Here is a 20,329-nt window from a genome sequence, read left to right as displayed (position 1 = left end):
TGAATCCTTCAGCCATTGATCAGTGCGGATTACCCCACGTCACCACTTCCTTTCTACCTCTTTATCGTATTCGACTTTCATAAAAAAAGAGCCAGACCATTTGGCCTGACTCCTTGGATTTATATGTTATTGATATTTCTTAAATAGAATAGTTGCGTTGTGACCACCGAAACCAAGTGAGTTACTTAAGGCAACATTTACTTCTTGTTTTCTTGCTTTGTTTGGTACATAGTCTAAGTCACATTCTGGATCTGGTGTTTCATAGTTAATCGTTGGTGGAATGATTCCTTCTTTAATTGCAAGTACTGAGAAGATCGCTTCCACACCACCAGCTGCTCCAAGCAAGTGACCTGTCATTGATTTGGTAGAGCTAATCGCTACTTTATATGCATGATCACCTAGTACTTCTTTAATTGCTGCAGTTTCAAACTTATCATTATAATCTGTGCTAGTTCCGTGTGCATTGATATAATCAATTTCACTTGGATTTAATCCTGCATCAGCAATGGCTTGGCGCATTGCGCGAGCTCCACCTTCACCACCTGGTGCTGGAGCCGTGATATGATAAGCATCTCCTGTTGCACCGTAGCCAACGATTTCTGCATAAATATTGGCTCCGCGTGCTAATGCATGTTCAAGTTCTTCAAGGACAAGAACTCCAGCTCCCTCACCCATTACAAATCCGTCTCGATTTTTATCAAATGGACGGCTTGCTGTTTTTGGATCTGGATTTAATGATACGGCTCTTGCTGAAACGAAACCGGCAAATGACATATTAGTTAATGGTGCTTCTGTTCCACCAGTGACCATAACGTCTGCATCTCCACGTTGAATTACCTTAAACGCATCACCGATTGAGTTCGTACCAGTCGCACATGCCGTAACTGTACATGTGTTAATTCCTTTTGCTCCAATTGCGATGGAAACTTGGCCAGCTGCCATGTCTGGAATCATCATTGGTACATAGAATGGACTTACACGACGATATCCTTTTTCTAAGAAAATTTTATGCTGTTCCTCATGAGTTTCCATTCCGCCAATTCCTGAACCAAGCCATACTCCAACGCGCTCAGCATTTTCTTCATTGATTGTTAAATTTGCATCCTTAACTGCCATGAATGAAGCAGCTATTGCATATTGTGTGAAGCGGTCCATACGACGTGCTTCCTTTTTGTCCATATAATTTTCCGGATTAAAATCCTTTAATTCCGCTGCTACCTTTGCAGGTAAGCCTTCGATTTGAACTCTTGTTAATGGACCGATACCTGAAACACCGTTTTTCGCGTTTTCCCACGTCGTTTTCACATCGTTACCTAACGGCGAAACCGTGCCTAATCCTGTTACTACTACACGCTTCTTTTCCATAATCTTTCTCCTTCCAGCCTATTTCAACATTTCTATCAATATTTTCGACTAATGATGTTCTAATCTGTTAGTTCTTTTTTAGCGACCCCATCTGATGCAAATGGCACCCCAAGTTAGTCCTCCACCAAACCCTACCATAACAATTACGTCATCATCCTTAATTTTTCCTGCTTCAATATCTTCAACAATTGAAATTGGGATAGATGCGGCAGATGTATTTCCGTATTTATTCACTGTTTTAGACATTTTTTCTACTGGTAGTTCAAGTCTTTCTCTTGAAGCCTCCATGATTCGAATGTTTGCTTGGTGTGGGATTAAATAATCAACATCTTCACGCTTTAATCCTGCTTTTTCAATTACATTTACACTTGATTCGCCCATTTGTCTTACTGCAAATTTGAAGACTTCGCGTCCATTCATAATGATGTGTTCATCTTGGTAAAGATGTTTTGAACCAGTTCCGTCTGCTCCTAATTCGAAAGAGAGGATTCCTCTTCCTTCAGAAACTTCACCAAGAACAACTGAACCTGCTCCATCTCCAAATAATACAGCTGTATTTCTGTCGCTCCAGTCCACAATTTTAGATAGTTTTTCAACACCTACTACTAATACGTGCTTATAATCACCATTTTCAATAAACTGTTTACCAGTAATGATTCCGTACATAAATCCTGCACATGCTGCACTAATATCCATTGCCGCTGCATTTTTTGCACCAAGACGTTCTTGAATCATACATGCAACTGACGGAAACGGATGGTCAGGCGTTACTGTAGCGACAATAATTAGGTCTAATGCATCCGCGGTAATACCTGAATCTTCTAAAGCTCTACGGGCTGCTTCATACGCCATATCAGAAGTATTTGTATCATCATCTGCAATTCTACGTTCTTCTATTCCTGTTCTTGTACGAATCCATTCATCTGATGTATCCAAAACTTTTTCGAGATCTTTATTTGTTACCACTCTATCTGGTACAAATCGATTGATTCCAATTATTCCTACACCCATACAAACATCTCCCTTTTATGAGAAAACATAATTTTTATCAAAAAAGCCTTTTTTATTCTGCGCTTTTCTTTATTATCAATTATTATGACTTGGTACTAATTTTAATCCATTTTTTAATTGTTATCAACTCTTTGGTTTTATTTTTGGTTAGATTCCATGTTAGCCTAGGGTTTTAAGTGATACTAGCCCATATCATTTTTTGAGATGTATCATATGAATATAATAAAAATGTTTTGAAGAAAACTTCTAATGTGAGTTGGTGATAAAAATGAGTAATGAGAATGAAGAAATTGATTTAAAGGCCGAAAAGAGTGAGCGTGATACTCCTTCTTCGATGGATAAGTTTGATCGCCTCATGTTTGGTCCTCGTTCGGCAAAGAGAAATGAAAATGTACCTTCTGAGGCAAAATCCAATCAAAACCATGCTGATGGAGTAGATTTCAACCAATTAATGGGACAAATTAATGATATTATGACCTCAATTGACAAAATCAAACCAGCTTTAAAAGACCTTTCGCCTCTCCTTGATTATTTTCGTAAAAAATAAGAAGCTATCACTTGATGTGATAGCTTCTTCTATTTTGATGGAAGATCTCCTGTTTCTACATATTGATTAATATAATCATTTAGTTCTGAAATAAAGTTTTCATCTACCTTCGGGCTAAAAACCCCCATTGAAATGACTCCATCCTGGAAGTCAAACGAGAGGTTTCCCGAAGCCAGTTCACCTTTATTGAACTTTTCGGCAACTAATAAATAGAGTTGATCCACATGCTGAACAGTGCTTGTATAGACGGTTTCTTTGCCCAGGTCAGATTGGTCCGAAACATAGCCTATTGCATATAGGCCTTCTTCCTTCAGTCTTTCTATCACTGGGACATTGTAGCCGTCCCCAGCAGGATATATAATATCGATACCGTCTGAGATCATATTCTTTGCAATCGAAATTGCCTTTTCGTCATCATCCCAGTTTTGAACATATCCTATATCTACATCGGCTTCATCATTTTGAAATAAAACACCTTCATAAAACCCATTGATTTCCGGTTGCCATTCAAAAGCAGCAATAATTCCGATTTTATTTGTATTCGTCATTTCACCTGCAACCATGCCACCGAAAAATCCCATAGCATGCCCTTCAAAGTTTAGGCTTGTCACATTCTCTTTTCTCGTATTCCCATTGAAAAAAACAAAATGCACATTAGGGTATTCATCAGCAATATCATTAAAAATCGTAGTGTATTCACTACCATGACCAAATATTAAATTAACACCTTTATCAACATATTCATCTACAGCAGATCTAGTTGCAGCTTCTGTTGTAATTCCTTCTTTGTAAAAGACATCAACCTCAAATTGAGATTTTATCTGTAATAGCCCCTTATACCCCTTCGTACCCCATACTTGGTCATCTATTGTATCAGGTACAAGCAAACCTACTTTTTTGACCCCAGTATCTGCATCTGTTTGTCCACAGGATACAAGAAAACTTAACAGGATTAAGAGTGTCACCCACCTAAACCACTTTTGCATTCCTACAACTCCTTCAAAAACAAAAACAAAATTCGTCCTCTATATATTTATTTTATTGTACTTTGTACTACTTGGAAAGCAAAAGAAGTATTAGCTGTCTATGTTTTGGTAGAAAAATTCCCTATGGTCATTCATTATTCGAATACATTCAGTAAAACTTTTATTAGCAAAATCGATAAAAGTAAACAAAAAATTTACATTCTTTGTTCGTATTTTCCGATGTTCCCACAGACTATCTTTTATATTAACTTTTGAATACCAACTATCATCCAATTCATCTGCCAAAGAATCAATTTCAACTCTGTTTATTTCATGTGCCGATACCAGGATAAGTTTGGTTTTTGAATCATTACAATAGTCGAATATGGATTGAAGTCTCTCCTCTTTTTCCTCATTTTGATTTGGATGTGTAGAACTACACCAAGGATATATGACAGCATCTGTTTTATTGAACAAACTTTGGTTCAATGATGCCTTCGAATTCTCGAAAAAACGAAAATAGGCATTGCGCCCAATAAAGAGCAATTTCTTCTCTTCCGGACTATTTTCCATCGGTTCAGCATCTATCCCAATAACATTGATTTCCTCGTCTAGCATCTTGCAACAGAGCCCATATCCTACAAAGGAGAAAGCATCGAATAGTATAACCTTCTTCACTTGTAACATCCCCCATTTAATTTAATACAGTATCGTATGCGAATGAGTAAATAAAAAGTCCCTATTCTTTATAGAAACTGGGACTTTTTATAATTCCTTTTCATTTTCTTTATAGAAGCTACCAATTGAGCGACTAAATGCATACGTATTTTCACTGATATGATAGCTTAACGTGACCATCTCGTTTCCACTTTGATATTTCTTACTGTGTATTTCAGGAGTGTATGTTCTTTCATTTGTGTTATGCCAAATTTTGATTGGGATATTTGGGATTACAAGATTTTCTTTTGGTGCTAAATCTGCAATTTTTGATTCAACTTCTCTTTCCTCAAGGTGGTAAGCCTTCGCAACTTCTTTTAACAGCTTTTTATAAAAAAATTTATTTTTTCTTTCATTCTCAATATGTGCAACTAAGTCAATGCATGGATTTAGGAAGGCCATAGATCGTATCTCCCCCTGCATCCTTTTACTTAACTGCATGGCAGTTAATGCTCCCATTCCTTCTGCAAGAATATGGATGCGTTTATTTAGGATTTCGCGTTTCATCACGATGTGATACAACTGTATTGCTAATTTTATGGAGGCAGGATTTCCCCAGTTTGCACCATACAAGTTTGAATAAAATACAGTATATCCCTCATCCTTAAGGTATTCGAGAATTTGGGACCTTGCGTAGTTTTGTATCCAAAAGCTTGAGCTCTCTTCTACAAAATTCTTATTATCCCCAATGATTAATACAGCAAAGCCGTTTGGACGTTTTGGCAAATGAAGAGCAGACCACTCCGTGTCGAGCTTGAAAAATACTTTATTTTGAACCATTGCTCTCTTCTCCTACTCCTAATTTTCGTCCTTCATTATTAGTGTATGCTGTGGAATAAAAGATGAAAGGGGGAAATGCCTATAAATAACTTTTCTTAAAGATGACAAATGTGGTAAACTACTTAAAGATATAGTTAAATTTAATGAGGTGAAAACATTGCGTTATTTTTGGACTTTCTTTTGGACATTCCTCTTAATCCAAATGGCTTCATATGTTATTGGATCAATGCAGGCAGCTACATATTCATTCCAAACAGCTTCGATCGTTGCTGTGATCGTTACAGCCCTAATCATTATTTTAGGTTCTGTTATTCCAAACGAGCCTGTAGAGGAACCTCATCATTAATATGCAAAAAAAGACCCGTTCGGGTCTTTTTTTGTTGTTTACGGCTTTCTTTTATATGACCATTTGCGGTTGTGGTTTGAGTTTTCCGGGAACGGGTCACCGGCATTTAATTTAACACTTTTAGGGTTCTTAACCATATCTCCTTGCTCTCCGATTTCTACATAAATCCCATTATTCGGTGCTTTTTGCCCTGCACGAAATTCATGACTTTGCCCCATCATAATCCTCCTTTTTGAATAGTATTACAAGATTACTATTCCCACTACCCTTTAAAATCATGAAAAAAAGCCCCAGTACCTAAAAAGGCTGAAGCTTCAATAAATTTCCTTATTCCATAATTGCTTTTAATACTGCTTTTTGAACGTGGAGACGATTTCCCGCTTGTTCGAATACAACTGAATGTGGTCCATCAATCACATCGGCCGTAACTTCTTCACCACGATGAGCTGGTAAACAGTGCATGAACATGTAGTCTTCATTAGCAGCACTTACAAGCTCAGAATTAACTTGATATGGCTTAAACGCCTTAAGTCTTTCTTGCTGTTCCTTTTCTTGCCCCATGCTAGCCCATACATCTGTGTAAATATAATCGGCACCTTCTAGGCCGCAAACAGGATCATGGCTAACCTCAATCACTGCATGTGTTTCCTTTGCAATTTCTTTTGCCTGCTCTACGATAAAAGCCTTCGGAGCATAATTAGGCGGACAAACAACCGTACAGTCTAATCCAACCTTTGCCGAAGCAATCATTAAGGAATGAGCAACATTATTGCCATCCCCAACATAGACAAGTTTGCTTCCTTTGAAGATTTTATTATTTTCATAAATCGTGAGTAAGTCTGCTAATGCTTGGCATGGGTGATAATCTTCTGTTAAACCGTTAATGACTGGAATATTTGCAAATTTAGCGAGTTCCTCAATTTTTTCATGTTCAAATGTACGGATCATGATTGCATCTACATACTCAGATAAGACCATTGCTGTGTCAGCAATTGATTCTCCTCTACCTAACTGCATATCATTGCTATTTAGGTAGATTGCATTTCCCCCAAGCTGAAGCATGCCTGCCTCAAATGATACTCTTGTACGGGTTGAATGCTTTTCAAAGATCATCGCTAAGGTTTTTCCTTTTAAATACGGTGTGTCTTCCCCATTTTTATGCTTTTGTTTTATTTCAATAGCTGTATCCAACAAATTGATAATTTCTTCACCCGTTAAATCAAGGAGAGTGAGGAGATCCTTTCCCTTTAGAACGTTTTTAGCATTATGTTTAATAGCAGTTGTCATTTGCTAATCACTTCTTTCTGATTATTTAATGTATCTCTTCGTTCTTGAATCGACATTACGGAAAAATGCGATACCCGGAACGCTTTTAAGAATGCGTGTAATGTTTCAATTTCAGTGAATACATGAATGCGTTTTTGACTTGCCTCTAACTTATTCTTTTTCGCACTTTTCTCACCTGTAAGGCTTACAAATGCTAAAGCTTTTTCACTCTTACACCATTCTGAAATGTCGTTAGCAACATACGTTTTTAGTCCCATTTCCTTAGCAATTTGGTTCAATTCTTCAGGAATATAATCCGCATCGAAGACAATTTCATCAGCGCCTTTTTTTGAAATGATGTAGCTATGGAAAACTTTTGTTAGTGCCTCATCAATTGTTGCAGCAATGCTGATTCCTTCTCCGGTCGATTTCATTTCAGGTCCTACTGTCGGATCACCGAGTAGTTTATATGTTGAGAAAACTGGGTATTTCACTGTATAGAACGGTAAATCACGTAATAATCCTTTTTCTGAAGTTACTTCCTGTAGTGATTTACCAAGCACAAGTTTTGACGCTAGTTGAGCCATTGGAATCCCTGTAATTTTGCTAATAACTGGTACCGTACGGCTTGCTCTTGGGTTCACTTCGAGTACATAAATTTGATTGTTACTGATTACGAATTGTATGTTCATAATGCCTTTAAAATCTAATTCACGAACGATCTTAGTAGCATAGGTTTCAACCGTTTTCTTATTATCTTCTGTTAAAGAAACTGCAGGCATGATCGCATGACTGTCACCAGAGTGAACTCCTGCTTTTTCAATGTGTTCAACAATGGTTGGAATTAAAATCTCGTCGCCATCAGAAAGCAAATCAACTTCGATTTCTAATCCAGGTACATATGCATCAATCAGAAGTGGATACGTATCCTTTGTTATGTCTTTTAAAAATAATACAAGCTCGTCCTCATCATTTATTACGAGCATTCCCTTGCCGCCAATAACATATGAAGGACGGATTAAGACAGGATAACCTATCGCCTTAGCCTTTTCCACTAATTCCTCCGCATTATCGGCAATCTCACCAGGGATATGCGGAATATTCGTTTTTTCTAAGAGCTGATAAAAACGGTCACGGTCCTCAAGCTGGTCAATGATATCGTGTGTGATTCCGACGATTGAAATACCTGCATCTTCTAATCCTTGGGCAAGATTAATCGCGGTTTGACCACCAAATTGAACCATTACTTGATCCACTTTTTCTGCTTCAATTACATTTAATACATGTTCAAGAGTTAAGGGTTCAAAAAATAATTTATCTGCAATCTCATAATCAGTACTTACAGTTTCAGGATTGTTATTCATCAAAATGGTTTCGTAACCCTCGTCTTGTAGCGCAAATATCCCATGAACTGAGCTATAGTCAAACTCAATGCCTTGACCGATTCGAATAGGTCCAGAGCCAAGAATTAATACCTTTTGCTTTTCGGAAACGTCCAGCTCATTTTCACCAAAATAACTTGAATAATAATAAGCAGTTTGTGCAGCAAACTCTCCTGCACAGGTATCCACGCATTTGTAACTTGGAATAATGCCAAGTTCTTTTCGTTTTGCACGAACCATCGATTCCTCTACGTGACAAAGGAACGCAATATGCTGATCGGAGTACCCTTTTTCCTTTACGATTTGCATAAATTCTACAGTAAAATCATTGAGTGCAGTTTGTTGAATTTTTTCTTCAGTGTCTACTAAGACCTTGAACGTCTCTAGGAAAAATAAATCTATTTTTGAAATCGAATGAAGCTCCCTGACAGTTGTTCCTCTTCTTAACAATTCAAGAACAGCAAAGAAACGATTTTCACTTCCATTTTCTACAAGTTGGAGAAGTTCCTCACCAGATTTATTTACAATTGCAGGTAAACGAAGGCTTTTATTATCGCCTTCTAACGAATGTACAGCTTTTTGAATGGCACTTTCAAGATTTCGGTCAATGGCCATTACCTCACCCGTTGCTTTCATTTGAGTTCCAAGCGTAGTAGGAACATCTGTAAACTTATCAAATGGAAAGCGTGGGAATTTAACAACAACATAATCTAAAGCTGGTTCAAAGCTAGCGAATGTTTTTCCTGTAACCGGGTTTACTAATTCATCTAATGTATATCCTACCGCAAGCTTTGCGGCCATTTTTGCGATTGGATATCCAGTTGCTTTTGAAGCTAGTGCTGAGGAACGACTAACTCGTGGATTTACTTCAATTAGAAAATAATTCTTACTAAATGGATCCAAAGCAAATTGAATATTACAACCACCAATAATTCCTAAAGCAGAAATAATCTTAATTGATGCAGCTCGTAGCATTTGATATTCTTCATCTGTTAGTGTTTGTGATGGTGCCACAACGATAGAATCACCAGTATGGACTCCAACAGGATCAATATTTTCCATATTACAGATGGTAATGCAGGTTCCCTTTTTGTCCCTCATTACCTCATATTCAATCTCTTTATATCCAGCAATACTTTTTTCAATCAAACATTGAGTAATTGGGCTTTCGGATAAGCCATTTTTCGTTAGTTCTTCTAATTGTTGCAGTTCATGCGCAATGCCTCCTCCTGTTCCCCCCAATGTGTAAGCTGGACGAACAATGACAGGAAATCCAACCCTTTCGGAAAAAGTTTTCGCTTCTTCAACTGTTGTTACAATTTCACTATCCGGTACTGGCTCATTTAGTTCATTCATTAAGCTTCGAAAGGCCTCACGGTCCTCCCCCTTTTTGATGGATTCAATATGAGTACCAAGTACTTTCACATTATACTTATCTAAAATACCTGCTTCACTTAAACTAAAAGCTAAGTTGAGACCTGTCTGACCACCAAGTGTTGCGAGTAAACCGGCTGGACGTTCCTTTGCAATGATTTTTTCAAGGCTTTCAACAGTTAATGGTTCAAAATATACTGTGTCTGCATTGACTTCATCTGTCATAATGGTTGCTGGATTATTATTTACTAAGATGACTTTATAGCCTTCTTCACGTAGAGCTCTGCACCCCTGAGTCCCAGAATAATCAAATTCTGCTGCTTGCCCGATTACAATGGGTCCAGAGCCAATTACTAATATAGATTGTATTGAATGATCCTTAGGCATATATCTCTTCTCTCCTAACAGTACAATTGTTGGCTATAAATTCATCAAAAACCCAACTGCTTTCAGCTGGTCCTGGGTGTGCTTCCGGATGAAATTGAACCGTTAAAATTGGAAGCGTTGAATGCGTTAATCCTTCTACTGAATTGTCATTGCAATTTATAAAGCGCGCCTTCAGTTTTGTTTCACTCAAACTGTCTTCATCAACTACATAACTATGGTTTTGTGAGGTAATATAAACTTTATCATTTAGCAAATCTACCACTGGTTGATTTGCACCTCTATGGCCGAATTTCAACTTCTTTGTATCTCCACCAAGGCTTAAGGCAACAAGCTGATGTCCTAAGCAAATGGCTAGTGTTGGAAAGTATTCGATCATCTGCTTAATTGTCGGAAGATGTTCAGCTAGAGCCTTTGGATCTCCAGGACCATTTGACAAGACAATACCATTTGGTTGAAGTTGTTTGACCTTTTCAAAAGGTGTAGTATAAGGAACTACAGTTACCGTACATCCCTTTGACAAAAGAGATTGTAAGATGGATCTCTTATACCCGAAATCAACTAATACAATGTGGTTATCTCCTGTACCAAATGTTTGCCACTCCTTACTCGATACTTCTCCCACCGGATTAGCATTAACAGACATGGCCGTTACATCAAAAGAAGGAGAATCACTAATTACAGCTTGCATTGTTCCTTCAGTTCTGATTCTCTTTACAATTGCACGAGTATCAACATGGGATAGCAATGGTATATTCCATTTATCAAGATACTGTTTTAAGGAATACTTTGCATTATAGTGAGAATAAGAATCCTTTGTTTCATATACAATGACTCCAGCGACGTGAGGTTCTTTACTTTCAAAATCGAATTCATTTATTCCGTAGTTTCCGATTAATGGGTACGTGAAAACAATGATTTGATTTTTATAAGAAGGATCCGTTAACACTTCTTGATACCCAGTCATTCCAGTATAAAATACGATTTCACCGTTCGTTACAGCCTTTTCAGAAGCTTGCGATAACGTTCCTTCAAAGCTTTCACCATTTTCTAAATGTAGATATCCCTTCATTGTTTCACCTCGTATTTTTATTTAGGTAGACGTATTTTTATACAAAAGTATTCAAAAAAAATTCGATTGTATAAGCTGGTAGTTAGATAGATAGATTCCTAACTACCAGCATCAATCCTAGGCAATATGTACTGCCACAAGTGTTTCTTTAATCATCTTAACCGCTTCATCAATTTCTTCGTAAGTAACAGTTAATGGTGGTAATAAGCGAATGACATTCGGGCCAGCTGGAAGAGTTAAAAGACCATTTTCTCGAAGTGCCGTAATCAAAGCAGCTACCTCTCCCTTACAAGCAATCCCTACGATTAATCCACTACCACGAATCTCTGTAACTAAGTCCTGATCTGCTAGTGCTGTAGTAAGCTCATTTTGTAAATAAGCTCCTTTTTTCTCAACTTCTTCTAAAAACTCATCCTGAAAAATAATCGATAGGGTGGCTTTAGCAGAAGCTAATGAAATAGGGTTGCCACCGAAAGTTGACCCGTGTGAACCAGGTCCAAATGCTTCCTTCAGTTTTTCCTTACCAAGCATAGCACCAATGGGTAGTCCGCTTCCTAAACCTTTTGCTAAGGTAATAATGTCTGGTGTAAGGTTTAAATGCTGGTGAGCAAAGGCCTTTCCAGTACGACCAATCCCTGTTTGAACTTCATCTATAATAAATAGGGAACCATGTTTTGCACAAAGTTCTTCAATCTTTTTAAGGAACTCTTCTGTTCCAGGGACAACTCCACCTTCACCCTGCACAACTTCTACCATAACCGCTGCAACTTCATCATCCATTTCGCGCTCTAACGTGTCACAGTCATTGTATGGAAGATAGACAAATTCCTGCAAGAGAGGGCCAAATCCTGTATGAATTTTTTCCTGTCCAGTAGCTGCCATAGTTCCAAATGTTCTTCCATGGAAGGATTGTTTAAATGTAATGACTTTTGATTTTTGAGTGTATTTACGAGCGAGTTTTAAAGCAGCTTCATTTGCTTCAGCTCCACTATTACAATAGAAAACAGCATCAAGCTCTGAATTTGATACTAGCTTTTCAGCCACTTCTTGTTGAATATCAGACTTAAACAAATTTGATACATGCCAATATTTCTGCAACTGCTCTTCTACTGCTTTCATAACCTTAGGGTGGCGATGTCCTAGATTACAAACTGCGATTCCGGAAACGAAATCCAAGTATTTTTTTCCTTTATTGTCTACAATGATTGCACCTTCTGCAGATTCAACTGTTAAATCCCATCTTGCATAGGTTGGAAATAGTGCATCCATTATACCACCTCTAGTTCTTTTACAATTTTTGTTCCTTTTAACGATCCATCTACGGATAATAACGAGCTTTTCCCGTTAATAATCGTTATTTCATTAAGTCCCCCATCATTCAAAGCTGTGAGGGCTGCTTTTACTTTTGGAATCATTCCCCCGTAAATCGTCCCTTCATCGATGAGGGATAAAACTGAATCCGTTGTAAGCGATGGTAAGACTTCACCGTCTTTTTTAATTCCATCTACATCGGTTATGAATAATAAATGTTTTGCCTGAAGGGCTATGGCAACACTTGCTGCAGCAGTGTCAGCATTGATATTGAATTTGCTAAAGTCCTCATCAATCCCAATTGGAGAAATTACCGGAACATAATTTTGAGAAATTAGAAACTCCAGGAATGAAACATTAACATCTACAATTTCGCCAACATACCCCAATTTTTCAAGGTCCACAGGCTTCACTTTTATTAGTTCTGCATCACAGCCAGATAACCCAACTGCTGGGATACCAGCCTTCCCAAGCTCAACTACAACCTTTTTATTAACCGTTCCTGATAATACCATTTCAACAACATTAAGGACCTCTTTTGTTGTTTTTCTTAACCCGTTAACAAATTCGCTCTTTAAGTTCAGTGAGGAGAGGGTCTCAGCTATTTCAGGCCCGCCACCATGCACAACAACTACATTATAGCCACTGTTTTTTAATTCTTTAATACTATTAAAAAATGAGTCGGACAACTCACTAAGTATACTACCTCCACATTTGATAACAATTGTCTCCATTTCAAGTCTCCTTATGTTCGGTAGCTTGCATTTATCTTGACATAATCATAGGTTAAATCACAGCCCCATGCCGTACCAGTACCTTTTCCTAAATGGAGGTCAACGTGAATAACAATATCAGTACCTTCAAGATATTCTTTTGCAAGCTCTTCTGAGAAAGTCAACGGCTGACTTCCTTTTAGCATTTGGATTGTTCCAATTGAAATATCTACATTATCCGGATTCACAGTAGCTGTACTGTGACCTATCGCTCCAATAATTCTTCCCCAGTTCGCATCTGCTCCATAGATTGCTGTTTTAACAAGGTTTGAACCGACAATCTTTTTAGCAATAATACGTGCATCCACATCAGATACAGCTCCCGTTACATTCACTTCGACCAGTTTTGTAGCTCCTTCTCCATCCTTTGCAATTTGCTTTGCAAGATCTTCGAAAGTGGATTGAAGTGCAGAAACAAATGAATCCCATTCAGGATGTTCTTGTGTAAGTAGATCATTTTCCGCCAAGCCACTGGCCATTACCAAAACCATATCATTTGTTGAGGTCTCTCCATCGACTGTGATTTGGTTAAAAGTCACATCTGTCACTGTTTTTATTGCAGCTTGTAGGGAGTTTGAATCAATATTAGCATCAGTTGTTACAAAACCTAGCATCGTTGCCATGTTTGGATGAATCATCCCAGAGCCTTTTGCTGCTCCACCAATTGAAATCTTCTTTCCATCAATTGTTGTTTGGTAACATGCTTTTTTCATAACTAAATCTGTTGTTAAAATAGCCGTTTGGAAGCTTTCAGCTGCTTCTACTGTATTAGTTGGCTGAAGTTGTTTAATGCCTGCTTTAATTTTATCCATTGGTAATAGTTCCCCGATGACACCCGTTGAAGCAACTGCAACTAAATGATCTTCAATACCAAACTGAGCTGCAGATTCAGCTCTCATTTCGTATGCATCTAACAAACCTTGCTCACCAGTGCATGCATTAGCACATGCACTATTGATCACAACAGCCTGTAATTTGTTCTCTATGGCAATACTCTCTTTCGTAACCTTTAAAGGAGGGGCTTGAAAATGACTTTGCGTATATACAGCGGCACAGTTAGCTGGAACATCACAAACAATCGCTCCTAAGTCTTTCTTTTTATAACGTAATCCGGCATGGACTCCTGCTGTTTTAAAACCTTTTGGGGTTACAACAGTTCCCTCTTCCAATTTTATTATTTGAATCTCCTTCATATCTATCATGCAAAGTCACTCCTTATCTATCAATCATAATTCTATTATGGGAATAGAGGGACATAGTGTAATCCCGTATTTTCTTCTAAACCTAACATTATATTTGCATTTTGGATGGCCTGACCAGCAGCCCCTTTAACTAAATTATCTATGACTGACACAATGGTAATTCGATTTGTTCGCTCATCTAATGCAAGGCCAATATCACAATAATTCGTTCCATAAACCTCTTTTGTGGCAGGAAATGCGCCTTTTTCTCGGATTCTTACAAATGGAGCATCTTGATAGCTTTCCTTATAAAGTTCATAAAGTTGGTCCATTGTAAGTGTCTCTACTGCACGATTGATATACATCGTTGACATAATTCCCCTGGTCATTGGGACCAAATGTGTACTAAACGTAACGTATGGGATTGAATCGTCCCACCCTTGTATCACCTGTTCAATTTCCGGAATATGTTGATGTTGATTTACCTTATAAATTGAAAAGTTATCATTGCTTTCAGAGAAATGCGTAGTTCTAGAAGGACTCTTTCCAGCTCCGGATATTCCTGATTTGGCATCGATCACAATTGATTTTTCATCTATTAGTTTATGTTTCACTAACGGAGCTAAACCAAGCACTGTTGCAGTGGGATAGCACCCAGGATTGGATATAAAACTACTACTCTTAATTTCTTCTTTATTCCATTCAGGAAGACCATATGTAGCTTTGTCTAAGTCTGCTTGTAGGGCGCTTGGCTTTTTATACCATTGTTCATATGCACTAGGATTTTTTAAACGATAATCCCCAGATAGATCAATAATCTTCACATTTTCTTTCAATAGTTCAGGTACAATCGTGGTTGATACCCCTGATGGTGTAGAAAGAAATACAACATCAACTTCATTTGCAATCTTAGGAATATCAATTTCTTCTAAAGAATGATTTACCAGATTAGTAACATGGGGGTAGACCTCTGAAAGCTTCATCCCTGTTTGAGACGAAGTGTGAACAGAATGAACGTCTATAGTTGGGTGGTTTGTCAATAGTCTTAATAATTCAATTCCGCCATAACCAGTAACCCCTATAATTGCCGCTTTCAATATATCCACCTCATTGTTTTTAATAACAAATTAAATTTTGAAATATGTTTCATTATAAGTCCGTATAAAAATAAAATCAATTGTATTTTTATAAATAATTCAGTTTTTTTATACAAAAAAACCACCAGTAGTCGATGGTTTTATAATTACCCTCCACTTACTGGTGGAATCAACGCCACTGTATCTCCTGCTTTTACAACGTCCTTATCTACTGCATACTCTTCGTTAATTGCAAACATAATTTGGTCAAGGTTTATTATACCATGGTCGTTCGAAAGCTTTTCTTTCAAATCTGTTACAGTTAGCTCATTTTCATGTAAAATTATTCTATCTGTTCCTGCCATTTCCTGTAAATGAGCAAAGAATAAAACAGTTATCATTTTAGATCCTCCTCTTCTGGTTGACCTGTTAAATATTGTTTTGTCTCTAATTGATCGCCTATCCACATTTCTCCATCTTCCCAATGCTCCTTTTTCCAAATGGGAACAATCTGTTTAATCCTTTCGATTGCATACTCGTTTGCAGCGTAGGCATCCTTACGATGTGGTGTGGAGACTGCGATGACAACAGCAGCTTCTGATATTTCCAATCGACCAATTCGGTGAATAATGGCCGTTTTAGCTTCTGGCCATTTTTCAGCTATTTCCTCTCCAATTTGAGCAAGCTTTTTTTCTGCCATTGAAACATATGCATCATATTCTAAATAGAGGGTCCGTTTCCCCTTAGTGAATTCGCGGACTGTGCCGATAAAAGTAGTAACAGCACCGGCCTCACGTCTAACGACTTTATTCGTAACTTCTTCAACATTGATAGGTTCTTTCGTAATTTTATATAAAGTATTATTCATTGATTTACCTCCTTCAATCCAGATACGCATAGGCGTATTTGCGCACAGACTTTTTAGGCCACACGATGTGGGTCACAAAAGAAGATGCCACAGGACGTGGCATTCTTAGTCTCTGTTCTTATTCTCGTAAACTTCATTAAAAAATCTGTTGCATCTGCCGGAGACATTTAACTTCATTCAACTCAGAATTGCTCCTTTAAACTTCATTACTACATTTATCTTTTCTGAATAAAGTTAAATACCCATTCTAAATAAATTTCTTCCTCTTTTATATGAAAAAGAGGAAAATTAGATTCGATTGGAATCCAAGAAATAACTGCTACTATATTTGTTAATGAAGTTAGCAACTCCTTGTCCGCGTCATTCCTAATCAGAACAATTTTGGGATAATCAGCTAATTTAAACCCTTCAATTAATACCATATCATTTTCAAAAAAAGCATACAGCTGAATGAGCTTTTCTAAAGTCCAGCCGGCAGTCTTTGCTTCTAACTGAAGACTTCCACCGCCTTCAACAATGGTTGCAGATGCACCGGCTTTAAAGTGTCTGGAAGAATCTTTTTCTTTATTAAGTCCCTTCAGATTGCTTGTATGTCCATGATGTTTAATTGTTGCAATCCTAACCCCAAGTTCTGTGCCTCTTTTTACAATTTTTTCAACTAACGTTGTTTTCCCACTGTTTTGATATCCAACAATTTGTAAAAGTGGAAACCTTATTTCCAAGGCCACATACTTCCTTCCTGATCTTCCAGTAATAACACATCAACTTCGTCGCCTTTTCCAAACCCACGTGTTCCACCGGGTAACACCATTAATGCGTTCGCCCCGGCAAGCGAGGAGACTACATTGGATTTATCAAGCCCACTCGGCGTCACCAAAATTTTACCATCAGAGAAACTAATCCTACTCCGTACAAACCTTGTAAATGGGTTTGGTTTTGGAAAGTCAGCATTGAGTTCAGCTTGTATTTTTATTAGATGTGGATGATTCGAATATAATCTTGTTCGCACCACTGGTCTTACTAATAATTCGAAGCCAACATAACAGGCAGACGGATTGCCGGATAAGCCAAACAATAGCTTGCCATTTAGTTTAGCAACCGTTGTGACACTACCAGGTCTCATTGCAATTTTATTAAATAATACTTCTGCACCTAATTTTTCATAAATTGCCGGTAGATAATCATAATCCCCAACTGAAACTCCACCCGTTGTAATGAGAATATCAACTTCATCTAATGCGTTTTTGATTGCCTCATAGCAAAGGTCAAAATCATCCGAGAGTTTACCGAAATAGTTGGGCTTTGCACCTACTCTTTCAATTTGTGCGCTGACCATATAAGAATTGCTGTTACGAATTTTCCCAGGTAGTAATCCCTCATTAACATCAAGCAACTCTGTTCCTGTAGCGTAAATGCCGATTACAGGTTTCTTTGCCACTTCAACTTGATGATAACCAAAGGTTGCTAAAAGTGCTTTTACTCCAGGGTTAATGAATATTCCTTTTTCGACTAGGACAGAATCTTTTTTTGTATCTTCACCTTGGAATGAAACATTATCTCCGGATTTAAAAGGTCTTTTAATCGACATGTATTTTTTGCCATTACGTTCGTATTCATTTGTCAATTCCAGCATCACAACCGCATCGCATTCTGCTGGCATTTGCGCCCCTGTCATGATTCGAACTGTTTGAAAAGCATCTACCTTTTTTGTAGCAATTGAACCTGCTCCAATTTCTTCTATTACTTCAAATTCAATTGGATGGTCCTGTCTGGCGTCTATTGTATCCGCTGACCTTAAAGCAAAGCCATCATATGGGGAACGATTGAAATGAGGGACATCGTGATCAGCAATTAAATCCTCTGCTAAAAATCGTCCATAACTGGCCTCTATCGGTACTAATTCTTTTGTACCTGTACCCGCAAATTCCATTACACGAGATACCGCTTCTGGAACCGGTATCGGTGTTCGTTTTTCAACCATGTTATCCACTCGCTTCTTTTATCTACTTTTTTCCTATTGTAGTATATTTAAACAAAAACCACTACTTTCTTGCAGTGGTGTCATTAAGTTGAATAATTCCTTCTTCTAATTTATCATCAACAACTTTAGCATCTATAATATGTTGAACAATTAAATGATTAGCATTATCAAATAGCTCTTTTGTATTTGATATTTCATTCATTACATCTTGTGAAAACTCCTTTTGTTCCTCGATTGTGTCCAAGACAAAGTGAACTTCTTGTTGCACAGACTGAATCACTGTCATAATGTAATTAAATCTTTCGGTTGTATTTATACTTACATCAACCCCTAAATGAACAAGACTTGTACTGTGTGTAGTCGATTGTAAGGATTCATTGATTTCTTTCTGAATCGCCTTTGTGAGTGAACTAATATGCTCCGTACTAACTGCCGTACTCTCTGCTAATTTTCTAACCTCCGCAGCCACAACTGAAAATCCTTTCCCCTGCTCACCTGCCCTAGCAGCTTCAATTGAGGCATTTAATGCTAATAAATTGGTCTGATCTGCAATCTCTTTAATGACTCCAACAATATCCTCGATTTCCCTTGAACGGCTATTAAGATGATTCATTTTTTCAGATGTATCATTTAATTGGCTTCCAAGCTTTTTCATAATTGATTCAACCTCTAATACTTCGTTCTTTCCTTCCGTTGATTTTGTTACCATATCACTTGCTGCTGATAGTAAGGATTGACCATTTTCATATAATTTCGTTGAATTTTGAAAGGATAAGAGACTTAACTCTTCCACTCTATCGAATTTAGACTTTATTTTTGCTACGAGTTCACCTAGAACATGATGCTGTCCATTGACATGCTCATGCTGTTCAATTGTCGCCACAAGCTCTTCGTAAAAATTTTTAATAAACGTCGCAGTGCTTTCATTTTGCCGATCTCTTTCAATTATTAATTCTTCTAATTCTCTTTTTAGTTGTATATTTTCTTTTTCGAGATCATCTATATATTGTTTACGAATAAACATTTACGCCAACTCCTTGCAGCCATCTTACTATAGCTTAATACTATCAAACTTGTCCCATTTGTATTTGTGATTTCCATCACTTTCATCTTACTTTTCGACGATTATTAAGCAAAAGTGTGATTCGCATCACCTCATTTGATTGTGTTACAAGCTATGCTAGAAGTAGATTACTAAATAGGAGGTAGAATCATGGAACACACTTTTACTGAACAACATATCATTGGAGAAATTGTAACTGAGTTTCCGAAGGCTGGAGACCTTTTCAAAAAACTTCGAATTGATTTTTGCTGTGGTGGAAACCGACCACTTATAGATGCAATTGAGGAAAGAAATCTTTCAAAAGATGAAGTTTTAACTAAACTAAATGCTCTTTACCAAGACATGAAAGAATTAAATGAAAAAACGGTGGATTGGAAAGCTGCAAGCTATTCAGAATTAATTGATCATATCGTTAATAAACACCATCGTTATTTAAATGAAGAACTTCCACAGCTTAGTCCATATGTAACAAAGGTTTTACGCGTTCACGGTGGAAATCATCCACACCTAGCAAGGGTACATTCACTTTTTAATCAATTGAAGGTTGAGCTAGAACAACACACTATTAAAGAAGAAGCAGATTCGTTTCCACTCATCGTAAACTTTGAAAACGAACCAACTGCTGAAAATCATGAATTAGTGAAGAAGCATGTAATAGAATTAGAAGCCGATCATGATGAGGCCGGAAATATTATAAAAGAAATTCGTGACATCACAAATGACTTCCAACCACCAATCGGTGCATGTGGAACGTATCGTCTTGTCTACCAACGTCTTGAGGCACTTGAAGCAGATTTATTCGAGCATATTCATTTAGAAAATAATATACTGTTTCCAAGAGCTGCGGCTGGCAACTAACATCAAATC

The 20,329-nt window shown here is 37.5% G+C and carries 21 protein-coding genes; 3 read left to right on the top strand and 18 right to left on the bottom strand.

Going from position 1 to position 20,329, the window contains the following annotated elements; all coding sequences use genetic code 11:
• Positions 1–126 precede the first annotated feature (126 nt).
• Positions 127–1,365: a beta-ketoacyl-ACP synthase II gene (fabF, locus tag AC6CHV_RS20430; protein ID WP_341332347.1), complete on the bottom strand. Its 1,239-nt coding sequence runs from the start codon at positions 1,363–1,365 to the stop codon at positions 127–129.
• Between the two features lie 78 nt (positions 1,366–1,443).
• Entirely contained in the window at positions 1,444–2,376 is a 933-nt protein-coding gene (locus AC6CHV_RS20425) for a beta-ketoacyl-ACP synthase III (RefSeq protein ID WP_121445413.1), read from the bottom strand.
• A gap of 268 nt (positions 2,377–2,644) precedes the next feature.
• On the opposite strand from AC6CHV_RS20425, the gene AC6CHV_RS20420 reads away from it, so the two are divergent.
• Positions 2,645–2,923: a hypothetical protein gene (locus AC6CHV_RS20420; RefSeq protein WP_341332348.1), complete on the top strand. Its 279-nt coding sequence runs from the start codon at positions 2,645–2,647 to the stop codon at positions 2,921–2,923.
• A 29-nt stretch (positions 2,924–2,952) separates the two neighbouring features.
• Here the strand turns inward: AC6CHV_RS20420 and AC6CHV_RS20415 are convergent, their stop codons facing one another.
• The 3 genes from AC6CHV_RS20415 to AC6CHV_RS20405 all read right to left on the bottom strand — a co-directional run bounded on the left by AC6CHV_RS20415 (position 2,953) and on the right by AC6CHV_RS20405 (position 5,385).
• Complete coding sequence (locus AC6CHV_RS20415; RefSeq protein ID WP_341332349.1) at positions 2,953–3,909, bottom strand: BMP family ABC transporter substrate-binding protein; 957 nt, start codon at positions 3,907–3,909, stop codon at positions 2,953–2,955.
• A 90-nt stretch (positions 3,910–3,999) separates the two neighbouring features.
• Complete coding sequence (locus AC6CHV_RS20410; protein ID WP_341332350.1) at positions 4,000–4,566, bottom strand: hypothetical protein; 567 nt, start codon at positions 4,564–4,566, stop codon at positions 4,000–4,002.
• An 87-nt stretch (positions 4,567–4,653) separates the two neighbouring features.
• On the bottom strand, positions 4,654–5,385 hold the full coding sequence (locus AC6CHV_RS20405) for an alpha/beta hydrolase (protein ID WP_498079580.1): 732 nt from the start codon (positions 5,383–5,385) through the stop codon (positions 4,654–4,656).
• Between the two features lie 157 nt (positions 5,386–5,542).
• Here AC6CHV_RS20405 and AC6CHV_RS20400 point away from each other — a divergent pair, with 157 nt between their 5' ends.
• Positions 5,543–5,731: a DUF2929 family protein gene (locus tag AC6CHV_RS20400; RefSeq protein WP_121445418.1), complete on the top strand. Its 189-nt coding sequence runs from the start codon at positions 5,543–5,545 to the stop codon at positions 5,729–5,731.
• 38 nt (positions 5,732–5,769) lie between these two features.
• On the opposite strand, the gene AC6CHV_RS20395 is transcribed toward AC6CHV_RS20400, so the two are convergent.
• The 13 genes from AC6CHV_RS20395 to AC6CHV_RS20335 all read right to left on the bottom strand — a co-directional run bounded on the left by AC6CHV_RS20395 (position 5,770) and on the right by AC6CHV_RS20335 (position 19,423).
• On the bottom strand, positions 5,770–5,949 hold the full coding sequence (locus AC6CHV_RS20395; RefSeq protein WP_121445419.1) for a YjzC family protein: 180 nt from the start codon (positions 5,947–5,949) through the stop codon (positions 5,770–5,772).
• A gap of 109 nt (positions 5,950–6,058) precedes the next feature.
• On the bottom strand, positions 6,059–7,018 hold the full coding sequence (gene argF / locus AC6CHV_RS20390) for an ornithine carbamoyltransferase (RefSeq protein ID WP_341332352.1): 960 nt from the start codon (positions 7,016–7,018) through the stop codon (positions 6,059–6,061).
• On the bottom strand, positions 7,015–10,140 hold the full coding sequence (gene carB / locus AC6CHV_RS20385; RefSeq protein ID WP_498079579.1) for a carbamoyl-phosphate synthase (glutamine-hydrolyzing) large subunit: 3,126 nt from the start codon (positions 10,138–10,140) through the stop codon (positions 7,015–7,017). Before carB ends, argF begins: the two co-directional genes overlap by 4 nt.
• On the bottom strand, positions 10,133–11,209 hold the full coding sequence (locus AC6CHV_RS20380; RefSeq protein ID WP_341332354.1) for a carbamoyl phosphate synthase small subunit: 1,077 nt from the start codon (positions 11,207–11,209) through the stop codon (positions 10,133–10,135). Before AC6CHV_RS20380 ends, carB begins: the two co-directional genes overlap by 8 nt.
• 117 nt (positions 11,210–11,326) lie before the next feature.
• On the bottom strand, positions 11,327–12,478 hold the full coding sequence (gene argD, locus AC6CHV_RS20375; protein ID WP_498079578.1) for an acetylornithine transaminase: 1,152 nt from the start codon (positions 12,476–12,478) through the stop codon (positions 11,327–11,329).
• Entirely contained in the window at positions 12,478–13,254 is a 777-nt protein-coding gene (gene argB, locus AC6CHV_RS20370; protein ID WP_498079577.1) for an acetylglutamate kinase, read from the bottom strand. Before argB ends, argD begins: the two co-directional genes overlap by 1 nt.
• An 11-nt stretch (positions 13,255–13,265) precedes the next feature.
• Positions 13,266–14,495 (bottom strand): bifunctional ornithine acetyltransferase/N-acetylglutamate synthase, encoded by a 1,230-nt coding sequence (argJ, locus tag AC6CHV_RS20365; RefSeq protein ID WP_341332357.1) that lies wholly within the window; start codon positions 14,493–14,495, stop codon positions 13,266–13,268.
• A gap of 35 nt (positions 14,496–14,530) precedes the next feature.
• Positions 14,531–15,571 (bottom strand): N-acetyl-gamma-glutamyl-phosphate reductase, encoded by a 1,041-nt coding sequence (gene argC, locus AC6CHV_RS20360; RefSeq protein ID WP_341332358.1) that lies wholly within the window; start codon positions 15,569–15,571, stop codon positions 14,531–14,533.
• 146 nt (positions 15,572–15,717) lie between these two features.
• Positions 15,718–15,951, bottom strand: a complete 234-nt coding sequence (moaD, locus tag AC6CHV_RS20355; protein ID WP_341332359.1) for a molybdopterin converting factor subunit 1 — start codon at positions 15,949–15,951, stop codon at positions 15,718–15,720.
• Positions 15,948–16,418, bottom strand: coding sequence for a molybdenum cofactor biosynthesis protein MoaE (locus AC6CHV_RS20350; protein WP_341332360.1), 471 nt, complete (start codon positions 16,416–16,418; stop codon positions 15,948–15,950). The genes moaD and AC6CHV_RS20350 overlap by 4 nt, the downstream gene beginning before the upstream one ends.
• Before the next feature lie 215 nt (positions 16,419–16,633).
• Positions 16,634–17,146 carry a molybdopterin-guanine dinucleotide biosynthesis protein B gene (gene mobB, locus AC6CHV_RS20345; protein WP_498079576.1) on the bottom strand — a complete coding sequence of 171 codons (513 nt, stop codon included), beginning with the start codon at positions 17,144–17,146 and terminating at the stop codon, positions 16,634–16,636.
• On the bottom strand, positions 17,131–18,399 hold the full coding sequence (locus AC6CHV_RS20340; protein ID WP_498079575.1) for a molybdenum cofactor synthesis domain-containing protein: 1,269 nt from the start codon (positions 18,397–18,399) through the stop codon (positions 17,131–17,133). The genes mobB and AC6CHV_RS20340 overlap by 16 nt, the downstream gene beginning before the upstream one ends.
• A 61-nt stretch (positions 18,400–18,460) precedes the next feature.
• Positions 18,461–19,423 carry a methyl-accepting chemotaxis protein gene (locus tag AC6CHV_RS20335; protein WP_498079574.1) on the bottom strand — a complete coding sequence of 321 codons (963 nt, stop codon included), beginning with the start codon at positions 19,421–19,423 and terminating at the stop codon, positions 18,461–18,463.
• A 189-nt stretch (positions 19,424–19,612) separates the two neighbouring features.
• Between AC6CHV_RS20335 and ric the strand changes: the two genes are divergently transcribed.
• Positions 19,613–20,320, top strand: coding sequence for an iron-sulfur cluster repair di-iron protein (gene ric, locus AC6CHV_RS20330; RefSeq protein ID WP_498079573.1), 708 nt, complete (start codon positions 19,613–19,615; stop codon positions 20,318–20,320).
• Positions 20,321–20,329 lie beyond the last annotated feature (9 nt).

This window comes from Ferdinandcohnia sp. GQ5 (assembly GCF_059759275.1).
The sequence above is the reverse complement of the archived record's forward strand: the minus strand, read 5'-3'. Positions and strand labels throughout refer to the sequence as shown.

Excerpts from the sequence above, each read along its gene's own strand:
- carB (WP_498079579.1), bottom strand. The coding sequence starts at position 10,140 with ATGCCTAAGGATCATTCAATACAATCTATATTAGTAATTGGCTCTGGA.
- AC6CHV_RS20335 (WP_498079574.1), bottom strand. The coding sequence starts at position 19,423 with ATGTTTATTCGTAAACAATATATAGATGATCTCGAAAAAGAAAATATA.
- AC6CHV_RS20380 (WP_341332354.1), bottom strand. The coding sequence starts at position 11,209 with ATGAAGGGATATCTACATTTAGAAAATGGTGAAAGCTTTGAAGGAACG.
- ric (WP_498079573.1), top strand. The coding sequence starts at position 19,613 with ATGGAACACACTTTTACTGAACAACATATCATTGGAGAAATTGTAACT.
- argD (WP_498079578.1), bottom strand. The coding sequence starts at position 12,478 with ATGGATGCACTATTTCCAACCTATGCAAGATGGGATTTAACAGTTGAA.
- AC6CHV_RS20340 (WP_498079575.1), bottom strand. The coding sequence starts at position 18,399 with ATGGTTGAAAAACGAACACCGATACCGGTTCCAGAAGCGGTATCTCGT.
- AC6CHV_RS20405 (WP_498079580.1), bottom strand. The coding sequence starts at position 5,385 with ATGGTTCAAAATAAAGTATTTTTCAAGCTCGACACGGAGTGGTCTGCT.
- argB (WP_498079577.1), bottom strand. The coding sequence starts at position 13,254 with ATGGAGACAATTGTTATCAAATGTGGAGGTAGTATACTTAGTGAGTTG.
- fabF (WP_341332347.1), bottom strand. The coding sequence starts at position 1,365 with ATGGAAAAGAAGCGTGTAGTAGTAACAGGATTAGGCACGGTTTCGCCG.
- AC6CHV_RS20395 (WP_121445419.1), bottom strand. The coding sequence starts at position 5,949 with ATGGGGCAAAGTCATGAATTTCGTGCAGGGCAAAAAGCACCGAATAAT.
- AC6CHV_RS20350 (WP_341332360.1), bottom strand. The coding sequence starts at position 16,418 with ATGAATAATACTTTATATAAAATTACGAAAGAACCTATCAATGTTGAA.
- AC6CHV_RS20425 (WP_121445413.1), bottom strand. The coding sequence starts at position 2,376 with ATGGGTGTAGGAATAATTGGAATCAATCGATTTGTACCAGATAGAGTG.
- AC6CHV_RS20415 (WP_341332349.1), bottom strand. The coding sequence starts at position 3,909 with ATGCAAAAGTGGTTTAGGTGGGTGACACTCTTAATCCTGTTAAGTTTT.
- argJ (WP_341332357.1), bottom strand. The coding sequence starts at position 14,495 with ATGATAGATATGAAGGAGATTCAAATAATAAAATTGGAAGAGGGAACT.
- AC6CHV_RS20420 (WP_341332348.1), top strand. The coding sequence starts at position 2,645 with ATGAGTAATGAGAATGAAGAAATTGATTTAAAGGCCGAAAAGAGTGAG.
- argF (WP_341332352.1), bottom strand. The coding sequence starts at position 7,018 with ATGACAACTGCTATTAAACATAATGCTAAAAACGTTCTAAAGGGAAAG.
- moaD (WP_341332359.1), bottom strand. The coding sequence starts at position 15,951 with ATGATAACTGTTTTATTCTTTGCTCATTTACAGGAAATGGCAGGAACA.